This window comes from Pseudomonas sp. B14(2022) (genome assembly GCF_012030485.1).
Classification (GTDB): Bacteria; Pseudomonadota; Gammaproteobacteria; order Pseudomonadales; family Pseudomonadaceae; genus Aquipseudomonas.
Window position 1 is genome coordinate 40,977 of sequence record NZ_JAAUVM010000031.1, and the last position, 16,575, is coordinate 57,551.

Genomic DNA, 16,575 nt, shown 5'->3' on the forward strand with positions numbered 1-16,575 from the left:
TTTAAGCTGCGCGACCATCAGGTCACCCACTGAATATCAGGGACACGCAGTTAATTGACATATGACACTCATCCCATTGAAAAGAGGTGCTAGCATAGAGCCATCAGTTCGACCTCAGCATGCACCCTAACTAGTAGTCAGGATATGACCGAGCCAGAAGACCCCAGCCGTGAGCGTCTCAAGCAGCATTTTGCCCAGCGGGTAATTCATCAGGCACGTCAAATTCTTGAGATCTGGCAGCGCCTGCAACGCAGCGAATGGTCAAGCGCCGACCTCTCCGAACTCAGCGAAGCCAACCTGCGCCTGCTGCGCTTTGCCGAGCGCTTCGAACAACCCGAGCACGGCCAGTTGGCGCGGCACATCGGTGACTCACTCAAGGCGGTGGACGAAAACCGCGGACGCTTGAGTAGCCACTTGATCACCGAACTCAACCGCTTGATGCAGCGCTTGTCCCGCACCGGCCTGCGCCAGGGCGACCAGTTGGAACAAACCTTCCTGCCGCCGATGCGCAAGCCGATCTACGTGATGCTGGCCGATCACGACCGCGCCGAGCGCCTGGCCAAGCAGCTGGAATTCTTTGGCATGAGCGCCCACTCCCTGGACAGCGTGGCGGCGTTTCGCACCTCGATGAGCGAGCGTCTGCCCTCAGTCATTGTCATGGACGTGGATTTCTGTGGCGCCGGTCTGGGCCTCAGGCTCGCGGCCGAGGCCCAGGAAGGCCTGGAGCATAAGCTGCCGCTGTTGTTTTTCAGCCTGCATGAAACCGACACCCCCACTCGCCTCGCCGCCGTGCGCGCCGGCGGCCAGGAATTCCTCACCGGCACGCTGGAAGCCTCCAGCCTGCTGGAAAAGATCGAAGTGCTGACCTGCGTCGCCCAGTACGAACCATACAAAGTGCTGATCATCGATGACTCGCGGGCCCAGGCGCTGCACACTGAGCGGTTGCTCAACAGTGCCGGCATCGTCACCCGTACCTTGATCGAGCCGATCCAGGCCATGGCCGAGCTGGCGGACTTCCAGCCCGACCTGATTATCCTCGACATGTACATGCCGGCCTGTACCGGCACCGAACTGGCCAAGGTCATTCGCCACAATGACCGTTACGTCAGTGTGCCGATCATCTACCTGTCGGCCGAAGACGACCTGGACAAGCAGCTGGACGCCATGAGCGAAGGCGGCGACGACTTTCTCACCAAACCGATCAAGCCGCGCCACCTGATCACCACGGTGCGCAACCGCGCCGCCCGTGCGCGTAACCTCAAGGCGCGGATGGTGCGCGACAGCCTGACCGGGCTGTACAACCACACCCATATCCTGCAATTGCTCGAAGACTGCAGCTTCCGCGCGCGCCGCGAGAACAAGCCGTTGAGCTTTGCCATGCTCGACATCGACCACTTCAAGCGGGTCAATGACAGCCACGGCCACCCCATGGGTGACCGCGTGATCAAGAGCCTGGCGCTGTTTCTCAAGCAACGCCTGCGCAAGACCGATTACATCGGCCGCTATGGCGGTGAAGAGTTCGCCATCGTGATGCCCGACACCGACCTGGAATCGGCCTGCAAGGTGCTGGATGAAATTCGTGGGCGCTTTGCCGAAATTCACTACCCGGCCCAGCCCCAGGACTTGTGGTGCACCTTCAGCGCCGGGGTGGTGGAGCTGTGCGACGACTCCGACAGCCTGATGATGGCCGCCCAGGCCGACGAGGCGCTGTACCGCGCCAAGCATGCCGGACGTAACCGCGTGCAAGCGGCGCGCACGCAAAGGCAAAGTGCCATCTTTTCACCAGAATCCAGTGATTCCGTCATAACCCTGTAATGAAAACGCAATAACTTCAGGCACTTACCTTTTGCCGTCGGTTGATATCCCGCATGCGCCTGAAGCTGCTGACCAATCTCAATACCCTCCTGCTGGTGGCCGTTTGCCTGGCGCTTGGAGCGACGCTGTGGTGGTCGCAACGGGCGCTGGAACGTCCTTATTTGCTGATGGAACGCTACCTCGGTCTGTCACAGACCTTTCAGAACCAGGCCGCGCGCAATATCGACGACTACCTGGCCAGCGGTGATGCATTGCGCTTGAGCAGCGCCAGCCAGAGCCTGGAAAGCCTGTTGCAGCACCTGGATGAACTGCCAGCCGACCTCGCGCAAAACCTGCGCCCCAGCCTCGCGGACCTGGATACCTTCAGCAAGACCGACCTGCTGGCGGCCGGTAAGTTGGCGGGCGACCCGCAAGCCTTGTTGCTGCAAGCAGAGCGGGAGCTGGGCGCCAATCTGGAGCAACTGACCCAGTACGCAATGGGCGTCAACACCCCCGAAGCCGCGCGCTACCTGCCACCGCTGCTGGCCGCCTCGCAACACCTGGGCAAGCTGTCCCTGGCCCGCGGCAAACTGGTGAGCAGCGGTCGCGCGGAACTGGCGGACGATGTAGAGCGTGAAGTCGGCAATATGCGCAGCCAGGCAGATCTGCTCGAACAACTGCCACTGCTTGGGGTAAAAGCCAGCGCAGAATCCAACACCGATGATTTTTCGGCCTTGATGGGCCTGGAAAATACGCAAAAAGCCGAAGCCCAGGACACCGGCGTCGACCTCAAGCGCGAACTCAACGGCCTGCTGGCCCGCTACCCCGCCGAACTCCAGCGCACCCGCACGCAGATCCAGCAACGCGCCGACCTGGCCGCTGCCACCCATTTGAAAATCGCTGCCGTTCAACAGGCGATCGCCGGCCTGGAGCCGGTGGTGCGCGCGCAACACGGCAAGATCCAGGGCGAAGTGCGCCTGATACAAGGCGTGATGATCGGCCTGATCCTGCTGATCGCCCTGCTGATCGACACCCTGCAACGACGCCTGGCGCGGGTGCTGACCAACCTGGCCCCGGCCTTGTCGACCTGGGGCGAAGGCGATTTCAGCCAGCCGATTATCGTGGGCAAGACCAATCGCGAACTGCGCGACATCGGAGCATCCCTTAACCGCTTGCGCGCCTACCTGGTGGACCTGGTGGGTACCATCCGTGGCAATGCCGAAGAAGTGGCCGGCAGCAGCCGCGCCCTGGCCGAGCTGAGCAGTGGCCTGCACGACGGCGCCGAACGCCAGGCCGGGGATACCGCGCAGATTCGTGATTCCCTGGGCGAACTGGAAGCCACCATCCAGCAAGTCGCCGGGGATGCCAGCCAGGCGGCCGGCGCCAGCCGCAGCGCGGGCCAGGCGGTCGAGCAAGGCCAGCGCGTGATCGGCCTGAGCCTGACCGGCCTGCACGCGCTGGTGGGTGAAGTGCAGCAAAATGCGCAGATGATCGAGAAACTTGCCGAAGAGTCCGCCACCATTGGCGGCGTATTGACCGTGATTCGCTCGATTGCCGACCAGACCAACCTGCTGGCGCTCAACGCCGCCATCGAAGCCGCACGCGCCGGTGAGGCCGGGCGCGGTTTTGCCGTAGTCGCCGACGAAGTGCGCACCCTGGCCCAACGCACCGCTGGCGCCACCGCCGAGATCCAGGGCTTGATCACCGGCCTGCAAACCGCTGCACACCAATCGGTGCAGGGCATGCGCGCCCAGGTCGAACACGCCGAGGCCACCGCCCAGCAAGCCCAGGCGGCAGATGGCGCACTGGATGAAATCGTCGGCGCGATCCAGACCATTTCCGCCACCGCCGTGCGCATTGCCGATGTAACGGCGCAGCAAAGTGGCGCCGTGAGTGAGATTCGCGATAACAGCGAACGGATTCATCAGCTGGGTGAGGACAACCTGCTGCGCATCGGCCAGGGCCGCAGCCAGGGTGAGCATTTGCTGGTGCTGGGTGGGCAGCTTAATACGGCTGTGCAGGCGTTCCGTGTCTGACCTGCCCCCTGAAGATCCAAAATCAAATAATGTGGGAGGGGGCTTGCTCCCTCCCACATTTGATCTCCACGGGATTCAAGGGCGTATTACCAATGACCGGATCCCGACCCCCAGTCACAAATTTTGCGCAATCCTCGCTAATCGTGCCGCCTACTGCATAGAACTGGACAGTCACAAAGGCTTTGCGGCATAGTCGCCGGGTTCTGCCTTGCCCACATCAATAACAAGGAACAGCCGATGGCGACCTTACTGGTTCTTCACGGACCCAACCTGAACCTGCTCGGCACCCGTGAACCGGGCGTCTACGGGGCAGTAACCCTCGATCAGATCAACCTTGACCTGGAACGACGGGCACGTGAAGCCGGCCACCATCTGCTCTACCTGCAAAGCAATGCCGAGTATGAATTGATTGATCGCATCCATGCCGCGCGTGGCGAAGGCGTGGACTTTATCCTGATCAATCCCGCCGCTTTTACGCACACAAGTGTTGCATTACGTGACGCGCTGCTGGCGGTGAGCATCCCATTCATCGAAGTGCATTTATCGAACGTGCACAAACGCGAACCTTTCCGCCATCACTCCTACTTCTCCGACGTTGCGGTAGGAGTGATCTGCGGCCTTGGCGCCAGCGGTTACCGACTGGCCCTGGAGGCCGCCCTGGAACAGCTTGAAGAACAGGCCAAGCGCCCCTGACCGACCCTTGGGAGTTGATGATTCATGGATATCCGTAAAGTTAAGAAACTGATCGAACTGCTGGAAGAATCCGGTATCGACGAGCTGGAAATCAAGGAAGGCGAAGAGTCCGTACGGATCAGCCGCCACAGCAAGACCCCGGCCCAACAGTTCTACGCGCCACAGATGCAGGCACCGGCACCGGCTGCTGCTCCGGCCGCCGCGCCTGCTGCTGCCGCTGCACCTGCCGCACCGGCAGCCCCTGCGCTGAACGGTTTCGTGGTCAAGTCGCCAATGGTCGGTACGTTCTACCGCACCCCGGCACCGACCTCGCCAGCCTTCGTTGAAGTGGGCAAGACCGTGAAAGTGGGCGACACCATCTGCATCGTTGAAGCGATGAAGATGATGAACCACATCACGGCCGAAAAAGCCGGCGTCATCGAATCCATCCTGGTAGAAAACGGTCAGCCGGTTGAGTACGACCAGCCGCTGTTCACCATCGTTTGAACCGCGGAGCGCCTTCGATGTTGAAACCTGCGAAGAAACTGCAAAAAGTCCTGATCGCCAACCGCGGCGAGATCGCGCTGCGTATCCTGCGCGCCTGTAAGGAAGAGGGCATCAAGACCGTCGCTGTTTACTCGACGGCCGATACCGAATTGATGCACGTGAAACTGGCGGACGAAAGCATCTGCATTGGCCCGCCACTGGCCACGAACTCGTACCTGAAAGTCTCGAACATCATCGCGGCCGCTGAAGTGACCGGCGCTGATGGCATCCACCCGGGCTACGGCTTCCTCGCGGAAAACGCCGATTTCGCCGAACAGGTGGAAAAATCCGGGTTTGCCTTCATCGGCCCGAAAGCCGAAACCATTCGCCTGATGGGCGACAAGGTATCGGCCAAGGACGCCATGATCGCCGCCGGCGTGCCAACCGTTCCGGGCTCCGACGGCCCACTGCCTGAAGACGAGGAAACCGCACTGCGCATTGGTCGCGAAGTCGGTTACCCAGTGATCATCAAGGCCGCCGGTGGCGGTGGTGGTCGCGGCATGCGCGTGGTGCACAAGGAAGAAGAGCTGATCGAAGCGGCCAAGCAGACTCGCTCCGAAGCGGCTGCCTGGTTCGGCAACCCGATGGTCTACCTCGAGAAGTACCTGACCAACCCACGTCACGTGGAAGTGCAGGTACTGTCCGACGGCCAGGGTCACGCCATCCACCTGGGCGACCGCGATTGCTCGCTGCAACGTCGTCACCAGAAGGTGTTGGAAGAAGCACCGGCACCGGGCCTGGACGAAACCGCTCGCCAGGAAGTCCTGGCTCGCTGCGTCAAGGCGTGCATCGACATCAACTACCGCGGCGCCGGCACCTTCGAGTTCCTCTACGAGAACGGCCGCTTCTACTTCATCGAGATGAACACTCGAGTGCAGGTAGAGCACCCGGTGTCGGAGATGGTCACCGGTATCGACATCGTCAAGGAGATGCTCAGCATCGCCGCCGGCAACGTGCTGTCCTTCACCCAGGACGACGTGAAGATCCATGGCCACTCCCTGGAGTGCCGGATCAACGCCGAAGACCCGAAGACCTTTATCCCAAGTCCAGGCCTGGTCAAGCACTTCCATGCTCCGGGCGGCAACGGCGTTCGCGTCGATTCGCACCTGTACAGCGGCTACAAGGTTCCGTCCAACTACGACTCGCTGATCGGCAAGCTGATCACCTGGGGCGCCACCCGCGACGAGGCCATGGCCCGTATGCGCAATGCCCTGGACGAAATCGTGGTCGACGGCATCAAGACCAACATCCCGCTGCACCGGGACCTGGTTCGTGATGAAGGCTTCTGCGAAGGTGGTGTGAACATTCACTACCTGGAACACAAGCTGGCCAACCAGTAAGTGCTCCACCCAACAAAGCCGCCTTCGGGCGGCTTTGTTGTTTGTGGGCCCTCTATTTTGAAGATGTACACAGTCCAAATGTGGGAGGGGGCTTGCCCCCCGATAGCGGTGGATCAGTTACAGATACTGAGACTGACACCCTGCAATCGGGGGCAAGCCCCCTCCCACATTTGACCGGCGTGCAGTCAGTAGTGTCGTCTTCTGCCCGCCGCTCGCGTAAACTTGCGCGCTTTCGCAGCCTACCCCGCTGCACACTCATTTTTTCAAAGGTGCCCGCCATGCCTTGGCTGCAAGTCCGTCTCGCCATCAGCCCAGAACAAGCCGAAACCTACGAAGACGCTTTCCTCGAAGTGGGCGCCGTCTCGGTCACCTTCATGGACGCCGAAGACCAGCCGATCTTCGAACCCGAGCTGAACACCACCCCGCTGTGGTCCCACACTCACCTGCTGGCCCTGTTCGAAGACGGCGCCGATGCCGCCGCCGTGCTGGCCCATATGGAGTTGCTCACCGGCAGCCCATTGCCTGAGCATCACAGCGAAATCATCGAAGACCAGGACTGGGAACGCAGCTGGATGGACAACTTCCAGCCGATGCGCTTCGGCCAGCGCCTGTGGATCGTGCCGAGCTGGCATGCCGCCCCGGAGCCGGACGCGGTCAACCTGCTGCTGGATCCGGGCCTGGCATTCGGCACCGGTACCCACCCCACCACCGCGCTGTGCCTGGAGTGGCTGGACGGCCAGAACCTGACTGACAGCCACGTGCTGGACTTCGGCTGCGGCTCGGGGATCCTGGCGATTGCCGCCCTGCTGCTGGGCGCCAAGGAAGCCGTGGGCACCGACATCGACGTGCAGGCCCTGGAAGCCTCCCGCGATAACGCCGGGCGCAACAACATTCCTGAAGGTAAATTCCCGCTCTACCTGCCGCAGGATTTGCCCCAGGTGCAGGCCGACGTGCTGGTCGCCAATATCCTCGCCGGCCCGCTGGTTTCCCTGGCGCCGCAACTGTCGAGCCTGGTCAAGCCGGGTGGGCGCCTGGCGCTGTCGGGCATCCTCGCCGAGCAAGGCGAAGACGTCGCCGCCGCCTACGCCAAGGATTTCGAGCTGGATCCGATCGCTAACCGTGATGGCTGGGTACGCATCAGCGGACGTCGGCGCTAGAATGAGCGCTTGCCTGAATCGGATGGCCGCATGACCGACAGTTTCGTCACCCAATGCCCGCATTGCCAAACCCGCTTTCGCGTCAATCACGCCCAATTGAGCGTGGCTCGCGGCGTGGTTCGCTGCGGCTCGTGCCTGCAAGTCTTCAACGCTGCCCGCCAGTTGCTGGAGCAGCGCGCCCAGGCGCCTGCGCCGGAGCAACCGGCCGCGATCGAGCCCGCGCGCGAAGCAGCGCCTGAGCCACAGCGGGCAATCAGCCAGAAGCAGTGGAGCGCCGAAGAGCTGGACCTGGACAACCTGGACCTGGACAAGGAACTGGCCAAGCTGGAACGCCGCGAGATTCAGCATACCCAGCCCGTGGGCGCGGAACGCCGCCAGCCCGGCGCCGACCGTCGGCAGAAAGAAGACGCCCTCAGCGCCAGCCGCGAAACCGTCAAGGCCGAAGAAGAAAAATGGGCCGCCAGCCTGTTCAGCGAGCCGGCTGAAGAACGCGCCAACGCTTCCGAAGAAGAACCTGAACCGAGCAAAGCCCCTGCGACCAGGCAACGCACCGAGCCATCCATGTCGTTGCACATCGACGACAGCGACGATGAGCCAGCGCTGCGCTCAACCCCGGACGATGAACACACCGACCCGCCGTTCACGCCCCTGACAGCAGCAGCGGATGAAGCGCAGCCCGAAGAGCGCGCGCAATCCCGTCGCAAGCGCCCACGCCCCGAGGCCGGCGTCCATGACGACCTGCTCCAGGACCTGGAAGACGACCCTCTGCACCTGTACGCGCAAAAACGCCCGCAGGGCCTGGGACGCCGCCTGATCTGGATGCTGCTGGTACTCATCGCCGCCGCCGGCCTGGCCGCGCAGTACATTGCCTATCAATTCGACGATCTGGCCCGCCAGGACGCTTACCGCCCGTGGTTCCAGCAACTGTGCCCCACACTGGGCTGCACGGTGCCGTCGCGGGTCGATATCGCCCATATCAAGAGCAGCAACCTGGTGGTACGCAGTCACCCGGAGTTCGCCGGGGCGCTGGTGGTGGATGCGATCATCTATAACCGCGCGACGTTCTCCCAGCCCTTTCCGCTGCTGGAGCTGCGTTTCGCCGACATCAACGGCAACCTGATTGCCAGTCGTCGCTTCAAGCCCGCCGAATACCTGAGTGGCGAGTTGGCTGGGGTGAGCGAAATGCCATCACAGACCCCGATCCATATCTCCCTGGACATCCTCGATCCGGGCAATAAAGCCGTGAATTACAGCTTGAGCTTCCACTCGCCCGAGTGAATCGGCTCACGCACCGAAGCTTGACGGTGGGTTATTGACTGGGCGCCGCCCATCCAAACCGGCGGCGATAAAGAAATAACTGTTCAGATTTTATCCAATTCAGCCTTTATCCAGTCATCGAGAGCGGGTATCATGCCAACCCTTTTTCGAACTCTAATGATCCGGCCCCACAACAGGGAAGTCCTATGTCGGCGGTACGCATCGGCCCATATACATTGCAGAATGGCTTGATTCTCGCCCCGATGGCGGGCGTCACCGACCAGCCCTTTCGTCAGCTGTGCAAGCGTTTGGGCGCGGGTCTAGTAGTCTCGGAAATGGTCACCAGCGACATGAGCTTGTGGAACACCCGCAAATCGCGGATGCGCATGATCCACGAAGGTGATCCCGAGCCCCGCTCGGTACAGATCGCCGGCGGTGATGCGCAAATGCTGGCGGATGCGGCCCGAGCCAACGTGGAGTTGGGCGCACAGATCATCGATATCAACATGGGCTGCCCGGCCAAGAAGGTCTGCAACAAGGCCGCCGGTTCCGCGCTGTTGAAGGATGAGCAGTTGGTTGCCGAGATCCTGCAGGCCGTTGTTGCCGCAGTGGATGTGCCGGTGACCCTGAAGATTCGTACCGGCTGGGACCGGGACAACAAGAACGGCCTGACGGTGGCGAAGATCGCCGAACAGGCAGGCATTACAGCGCTGGCAGTGCATGGCCGCACCCGCGCCGACCTTTACACCGGTGAAGCCGAGTACGACACCATCGCCGCGATCAAGCAGGCGGTGTCGATGCCGGTATTTGCCAATGGAGACATCGACTCAGCCGAAAAAGCCCGGCGCGTGCTGCAAGCCACCGGTGCCGATGGTGTGTTGATTGGCCGGGCCGCACAGGGGCGACCGTGGATTTTTCGTGAGATCGAGCATTTTCTGCGTACGGGTAAAGTCCTGCCGGCGCCGGAACTGGTCGAGGTGGAACGTATTCTGCTAGAGCATCTGGCTGCACTTCACACCTTCTATGGAGAGGTGATGGGCGTGCGTATTGCTCGCAAGCATGTGGGTTGGTATCTCGCAACCCTGCCGGGCGCCAGGGAGTTTCGCGCCGGCTTCAATCGTTTGGATGAAACGCAAGCACAGGTCACCGCCGTTCGTGAGTTTTTTGCCGAACGAGACAAGAGCCTGAGAGCAGGGGACGGAGAATGGGTGGCCGCATGACGATGATGACCGAGACTTTAGTGAGTGGAACAACACCCGTGAGCGACAACGTCAATTTAAAACAGCACCTCAACACGCCGAGCGAAGAAGGCCAGACCCTTCGCGGGAGTGTCGAGAAGGCGCTGCATAATTATTTCGCCCACCTTGAGGGCGCTTCCGTCACGGACGTGTACAACCTGGTGCTCTCCGAAGTCGAGGCGCCCCTGCTCGAAAGCGTGATGAACTACGTCAAGGGCAACCAGACCAAAGCCAGTGAGCTGCTGGGCCTCAACCGTGGCACCTTGCGCAAAAAGCTCAAGCAATACGATTTGCTGTAAGCATTCAATCAAACCAGAAAGGCGCCCGCGTAAAACCGGTCGCCTTTTTTGCTGACTCCTTTGCTTTTGATGGAAATTGAAATGACCGACCAGACTACCCGCCTGCCGATCCGCCGCGCCTTGATCAGTGTCTCCGACAAGACCGGGATCCTCGAATTTGCCCGGGAGCTGGAAGCCCTGGGTGTGGAAATCCTCTCCACGGGCGGGACCTTCAAACTGCTGCAGGACAACGGCGTGGCCGCAGTGGAAGTGGCGGACTACACCGGCTTCGCAGAAATGATGGACGGTCGCGTCAAGACCCTGCACCCGAAAATCCACGGCGGCATCCTCGGTCGTCGCGGCATCGACGACGCCATCATGACCGAGCACGGCATCAAGCCGATCGATCTGGTGGCCGTTAACCTCTACCCGTTCGAAGCCACCATCAACAAGCCAGGCTGCGACCTGCCGACCGCCATCGAAAACATCGATATCGGCGGCCCGACCATGGTTCGCTCGGCGGCCAAGAACCACAAAGACGTGGCCATCGTGGTCAACGCCGGCGACTACGCCCAAGTGCTGGAAAGCCTGAAAGCCGGCGGCCTGACCTACGCCCAGCGTTTCGACCTGATGCTCAAGGCGTTCGAACACACCGCCGCCTATGACGGCATGATCGCCAACTACATGGGCACCGTGAACCAGGCCGCCGAAACCCTGAGCACTGAAGGGCGCAGCCAATTCCCGCGCACCTTCAACAGCCAGTTCATCAAGGCCCAGGAAATGCGCTACGGCGAGAACCCGCACCAGAGCGCGGCGTTCTACGTGGAAGCCAAGCCTGCCGAAGTGGGCATCGCCACCGCGACCCAGTTGCAAGGCAAAGAACTGTCCTACAACAACGTGGCCGACACCGACGCCGCGCTGGAATGCGTGAAGAGCTTCGTCAAGCCGGCCTGCGTGATCGTCAAGCACGCCAACCCGTGCGGCGTGGCCGTGAGCCCGGATGCTGAAGGCGGCATCCGCCAGGCATACGAACTGGCCTACGCCACCGACACCGAATCGGCCTTCGGCGGCATCATCGCGTTCAACCGTGAATTGGATGCCGAGACCGCCAAGGCCATCGTCGAGCGTCAGTTCGTCGAAGTGATCATCGCCCCTTCCGTGAGCGAAGAAGCCCGCGCCATCGTGGCGGCCAAAGCCAACGTGCGCCTGTTGGCCTGCGGCGAGTGGTCGGCTGAACGTGCCGCTGCCTGGGACTACAAGCGCGTCAATGGCGGCTTGCTGGTACAGAGCCGCGACATCGGCATGATCGGCAGCGCAGACCTCAAAGTCGTGACCAAGCGCGCCCCGACCGAGCAAGAGATCAACGACCTGATCTTCGCCTGGAAAGTGGCCAAGTACGTTAAATCCAACGCCATCGTCTACGCCAAGAACCGCCAGACCATCGGTGTCGGCGCTGGCCAGATGAGCCGCGTGAACTCGGCGCGTATCGCCGCGATCAAGGCTGAGCACGCCGGTTTGCAGGTGGCCGGTTCGGTGATGGCGTCCGATGCATTCTTCCCGTTCCGTGATGGCCTGGACAACGCCGCCAAAGCGGGCGTGACTGCCGTGATCCAACCGGGCGGCTCGATGCGTGATGCCGAGGTGATTGCCGCTGCTGATGAAGCCGGCATCGCCATGGTCTTCACCGGTATGCGCCACTTCCGTCACTAAACACCCCAGCTTTCCTACTGTAGGAGCGAGCTTGCTCGCGAAAAGCCCGAAAACGCCACGGGGAGTCAGATACCCCCCGTTATCGTTGACGATCTTCGCGAGCAAGAACTAGGCGTCCCCCTCGCTCCTACAGAAAGCACAGCGTTTCACAGAGGTTTTTGAAATGAATGTTTTGATCATTGGCAGCGGTGGCCGTGAACACGCCCTGGCCTGGAAAGTTGCCCAGGACCCACGGGTCCAGAAAGTCTTCGTCGCCCCCGGCAACGCCGGTACCGCCATCGAAGCCAAGTGCGAAAACGTCGCCATCGACGTACTGGCCCTTGAGCAACTGGCCGACTTCGCCGAGAAAAACGTCTCCCTGACCATCGTCGGTCCGGAAGTGCCATTGGTTGCCGGTGTCGTAGACCTGTTCCGCAGCCGCGGCCTGGATTGCTTCGGCCCTACCGCCGGCGCTGCCCAGCTGGAAGGCTCGAAAGCCTTCACCAAGGATTTTCTGGCGCGCCACAAGATCCCGACGGCCGACTACCAGAACTTCACCGAGATCGAGCCGGCCCTGGCCTACCTGCGTGAAAAAGGTGCGCCGATCGTGATCAAGGCCGATGGCCTGGCCGCCGGTAAAGGCGTGATCGTCGCCATGACCTTGCAGGAAGCCGAAGACGCCGTGCGTGACATGCTCGCCGGCAATGCCTTTGGTGATGCCGGTTCGCGTGTGGTCATCGAAGAATTCCTCGACGGCGAAGAAGCCAGCTTTATCGTGATGGTCGATGGCAAGAACGTGCTGCCGATGGCCACCAGCCAGGACCACAAACGCGTCGGCGACGGCGACAGCGGCCCGAACACGGGCGGCATGGGTGCCTACTCCCCGGCCCCGGTGGTCACTGCCGACGTGCATCAGCGCGTGATGGACCTGGTGATCTGGCCGACCGTGCGCGGCATGGCCGACGAAGGCAATGTGTACACCGGCTTCCTGTACGCCGGCCTGATGATCGACAAAGCCGGCAACCCGAAAGTCATCGAGTTCAACTGCCGCTTCGGCGACCCGGAAACCCAACCGGTGATGCTGCGCCTGCAATCGAGCCTGGTGCTGCTGGTGGAAGCCGCCCTCGCCCAGGCCCTGGACAAGGTTGAAGCGCAGTGGGATCCACGTCCGAGCGTTGGCATCGTGCTGGCAGCCGGCGGTTACCCTGCCGACTACGCCAAGGGCGATGTGATTGAAGGCCTGGACGCGGCGGCCACCCTGGAAGGCAAGGTGTTCCATGCGGGCACCGCGCTCAAGGACGGCAAGGTCGTGACCGCCGGCGGCCGTGTGCTGTGCGCCACCGCAATGGGTGCCAGCGTCGACGCTGCACAGCAACAGGCGTACAAGCTGGCCGCGAAAATCGACTGGAAAGGCTGCTTCTACCGCACGGACATCGGCTACCGCGCCATTGCCCGTGAACGTGGCGAAAGCCAGTAACGCTAGCTATCCGTTCGGTTAGGCAAGGGCTTCTGGCCCTTGCCGTATACAGGCCTCCCCGCGCATAGTTAACCGTGCATCAACCTACGAAGGGATTTCGCCGTGCGCTGGCTCAGGATCGCCATAGGTTTCACTGTCAGTCTGCTGACGCTGCTCTGCCTGTTCCCGGCCCAGGCCGCCGCGCAAGGCAGTGGCTGGGCAGTATTGCTTGATGAACAGGCCGACCTGCAGCTGAGCGACATCCGCTCCTCACGCTACACCAATCAATTCAGCCCCATCGAACTGGACCGCATTACCGCCGCGGAGCCGGACGGCGCGTTGTGGGTACGTTTCAAGCTGCAACCCGGCAAGCACGAGCAAGTGCTGCGGGTATTCGCACCGGACCTGGCGCACCTGAGCCTCTATGTGCTGGACGGCGACACCCTGGTCGAACAACAAAGCAGCGGCACCCGCCAGCCCCAGGCGGAACGCCCGCTGCCCAGCAACGACTTCATGCTGCCGATGCCCCAGAGCCAAAAGACCCTCGACGTCTACCTGCGCCTGGTTTCGGAACACGAACTGCGCCCCTATATCACCTTGGAATCGGCCGTGCTGGCCGCCGCCGATCAGACCCAGACGTTGATCTACGGCCTGCTGTTCGGCTGCCTGCTGATGCTGATCCTGCACAACCTCACGCGCTTCGCTTACCACCGCTCGCGCAGCAGCCTGTGGCTGGCGGCCTGCGAACTGCTGCTGATGCTCAGCCTGGCGCTGCTGCTCAACCTGGTAGGCCCATGGCTGCCGAACTGGCACGCGGTCCAGACCCCAGGCGCCTACCTGGCACTGCTGCTGACCGCCCCGTGCGGGCTGATGTTTGCCTATCGCTTCTTCATGCCCCTGGGTCCGCACCCGTTGAACAAACTGTTGATGGCCGACATCCTGTTTATCGTGCTGTGCGGCCTGCTGTTGTTGTTCGTCAGTACCCTGCCGCTGAACATCATCACCTACGCGCTGGTGGCCTTGGCGGGCCTGAGCATGCTGTTTGTCTCGGCGTATCACTGGCAGAAAGGCTACCGCCCGGCGCGCTTGTTCGTGGCGGGCATGGTGGTGTTCAACATCGGCACGCTGATCATTCTCCCGGCCTTGCTGGGGCTGACGATGGTGTCGCCCCAAGATTTGATCGTCACATTGCTGGCCTTTATCTGTCTGAGCGGCCTGTTGATGAGCCTGGCCCTGGGCGAGCGCCAGCGCGCGATTGTCGAGGCCCGCTTCAGCCTCAGCCGCGACCTGGCCGCCAGCAATGCCGAGATCGCTGCCAAGGCCGAATTCCTGGCCAAGATCAGCCATGAAATCCGCACCCCCATGAACGGCGTGCTGGGCATGACCGAACTGCTGCTGGGTACGCCGCTGTCGGTGAAGCAGCGCGACTACGTACAAACCATCCACAGCGCCGGGAACGAACTGCTGACATTGATCAACGAGATCCTCGACATCTCCAAGCTCGAATCCGGGCAGATCGAATTGGATGACGTGCAATTCGACCTCAATGCACTCATCGAGGATTGCCTGAGCATCTTCCGCGCCAAGGCCGAGCAGCAGAACGTCGAGTTGATCAGCTTCATCCAGCCCCAGGTACCCCGCGTCATCAGCGGCGACCCGACACGCCTGCGCCAGGCGCTGCTGAGCCTGCTGGAAAACGCCCTGCACAAAACCGACGAAGGCGAAGTGCTGATCGTCGTCGCCCTGGACGACCGCACCACCAATCCACGCCTGCGCATAGCCGTGCAGGACAGCGGCCTGCCAATGGAGGCCACCGAACGCGAGGCACTGCTGCACAGCGAACTGCACAGCAAGAACTTCCTCTCGGCCACCCGTTTGAGCGGCCACCTGGGCCTGGTGATCGCGCGCCAGCTGATCCTGTTGATGAACGGCGAGTTCGGCATCAAGAGCGGCAGCCATCAGGGCAGCACGTTATGGCTGACCCTGCCGCTGGACCCGGAACGTCTGGAGCGCCCTACCTCGGACCTTGACGGCCCGCTCAAAGGCGCGCGCGTGCTGGTCGTGGACGACAACGATACGTGCCGCAAAGTGCTGGTGCAGCAGTGCTCGGCCTGGGGCCTGAATGTCAGCGCCGTACCGTCAGGTAAAGAGGCCTTGGCCTTGCTGCGCACCAAGGCGCACCTGCGCGATTACTTCGATGTGGTGCTGCTGGACCAGAACATGCCCGGCATGACCGGCATGCAACTGGCGGCGAAGATCAAGGAAGACCCGAGCCTGAACCACGACATCCTGCTGATCATGCTCACCGGCATCAGCAATGCGCCGAGCAAGATCATCGCGCGGAACTGCGGGATCAAACGCATCCTTGCCAAGCCGGTTGCCGGTTACACCCTCAAGACCACCCTGGCCGACGAGTTGACCCAGCGCAGCAAAGGTGGCGCGCAGCCCCGTCCGCCCCTCAGTGTTCCGGCGGCGGTGACCGTGCCCAGCGATTTCAGGATCCTGGTGGCCGAAGACAACAGCATCTCCACCAAAGTGATTCGCGGCATGCTCGGCAAGCTCAACCTCAACCCGGACACGGCCAGCAATGGTGAAGAAGCGCTGGAGGCGATGAAGGCCCAGCGTTATGACCTGGTGTTGATGGACTGTGAGATGCCGGTTCTCGATGGTTTCTCGGCCACCCAGCAACTGCGGGCGTGGGAAGTCAGCCACCAGCGCATTCGCACACCCGTGGTAGCGCTCACGGCGCATATTCTCTCGGAGCACAAAGAGCGCGCACGCCAGGCCGGCATGGACGGACATATGGCCAAGCCGGTGGAGTTGTCGCAGTTGCGTGAGCTGGTGGAGTTCTGGGTGGCGCAGCGTCAACAGCGGCCTGAGCACGCCCCGTCCTGACTTGAAGTGCTGTCCCCATGTGGGAGGGGGCTTGCCCCCGATGACGGTGGTTCGGCTACAGATAATCTGACTGTTACACCGCAATCGGGAGCAAGCTGAACTGGCCTAATGATTTTGGACACTTCAATCGGGCGCTATGATAGCGCCCAAATCTGAGGTGTTTGGATATGCGTAAATCTTATTCGAGTGAGTTCAAGCTCAAGGCTGCCAGCATGGT

At 61.8% G+C, this 16,575-nt stretch carries 12 protein-coding genes; all 12 read left to right on the forward strand.

From position 1 onward, the window contains the following. Positions 1–144: 144 nt before the first annotated feature. The 12 genes from HCF10_RS28785 (at position 145) to HCF10_RS28840 (ending at position 16,358) form a co-directional block, all read left to right on the forward strand. Positions 145–1,815: a response regulator gene (locus HCF10_RS28785; protein WP_131696708.1), complete on the forward strand. Its 1,671-nt coding sequence runs from the start codon at positions 145–147 to the stop codon at positions 1,813–1,815. Between the two features lie 53 nt (positions 1,816–1,868). Continuing rightward, positions 1,869–3,830: a methyl-accepting chemotaxis protein gene (locus HCF10_RS28790; RefSeq protein WP_167656899.1), complete on the forward strand. Its 1,962-nt coding sequence runs from the start codon at positions 1,869–1,871 to the stop codon at positions 3,828–3,830. 237 nt (positions 3,831–4,067) lie between these two features. Then, a complete protein-coding gene (gene aroQ, locus HCF10_RS28795; RefSeq protein ID WP_003171482.1) occupies positions 4,068–4,523 on the forward strand; it encodes a type II 3-dehydroquinate dehydratase in 456 nt (151 codons plus the stop codon). Between the two features lie 24 nt (positions 4,524–4,547). Beyond that, on the forward strand, positions 4,548–5,009 hold the full coding sequence (accB, locus tag HCF10_RS28800; protein ID WP_027607997.1) for an acetyl-CoA carboxylase biotin carboxyl carrier protein: 462 nt from the start codon (positions 4,548–4,550) through the stop codon (positions 5,007–5,009). 17 nt (positions 5,010–5,026) lie between these two features. Beyond that, entirely contained in the window at positions 5,027–6,388 is a 1,362-nt protein-coding gene (gene accC / locus HCF10_RS28805; protein WP_131696710.1) for an acetyl-CoA carboxylase biotin carboxylase subunit, read from the forward strand. A 278-nt stretch (positions 6,389–6,666) separates the two neighbouring features. Next, positions 6,667–7,545: a 50S ribosomal protein L11 methyltransferase gene (gene prmA / locus HCF10_RS28810; protein WP_167656900.1), complete on the forward strand. Its 879-nt coding sequence runs from the start codon at positions 6,667–6,669 to the stop codon at positions 7,543–7,545. A gap of 30 nt (positions 7,546–7,575) precedes the next feature. Further along, a complete protein-coding gene (locus HCF10_RS28815; protein WP_167656901.1) occupies positions 7,576–8,823 on the forward strand; it encodes a DUF3426 domain-containing protein in 1,248 nt (415 codons plus the stop codon). Positions 8,824–9,008: 185 nt separating this feature from the next. Beyond that, positions 9,009–10,022 (forward strand): tRNA dihydrouridine synthase DusB, encoded by a 1,014-nt coding sequence (dusB, locus tag HCF10_RS28820; RefSeq protein WP_167656902.1) that lies wholly within the window; start codon positions 9,009–9,011, stop codon positions 10,020–10,022. Further along, complete coding sequence (gene fis / locus HCF10_RS28825; RefSeq protein WP_002555375.1) at positions 10,019–10,339, forward strand: DNA-binding transcriptional regulator Fis; 321 nt, start codon at positions 10,019–10,021, stop codon at positions 10,337–10,339. The genes dusB and fis overlap by 4 nt, the downstream gene beginning before the upstream one ends. Before the next feature lie 81 nt (positions 10,340–10,420). Continuing rightward, entirely contained in the window at positions 10,421–12,028 is a 1,608-nt protein-coding gene (gene purH / locus HCF10_RS28830; RefSeq protein WP_131696714.1) for a bifunctional phosphoribosylaminoimidazolecarboxamide formyltransferase/IMP cyclohydrolase, read from the forward strand. 163 nt (positions 12,029–12,191) lie between these two features. Then, positions 12,192–13,484 carry a phosphoribosylamine--glycine ligase gene (gene purD, locus HCF10_RS28835; RefSeq protein ID WP_053134606.1) on the forward strand — a complete coding sequence of 431 codons (1,293 nt, stop codon included), beginning with the start codon at positions 12,192–12,194 and terminating at the stop codon, positions 13,482–13,484. Positions 13,485–13,586: 102 nt separating this feature from the next. Next, positions 13,587–16,358, forward strand: a complete 2,772-nt coding sequence (locus tag HCF10_RS28840; RefSeq protein ID WP_131696715.1) for a hybrid sensor histidine kinase/response regulator — start codon at positions 13,587–13,589, stop codon at positions 16,356–16,358. Positions 16,359–16,575: the final 217 nt, after the last annotated feature.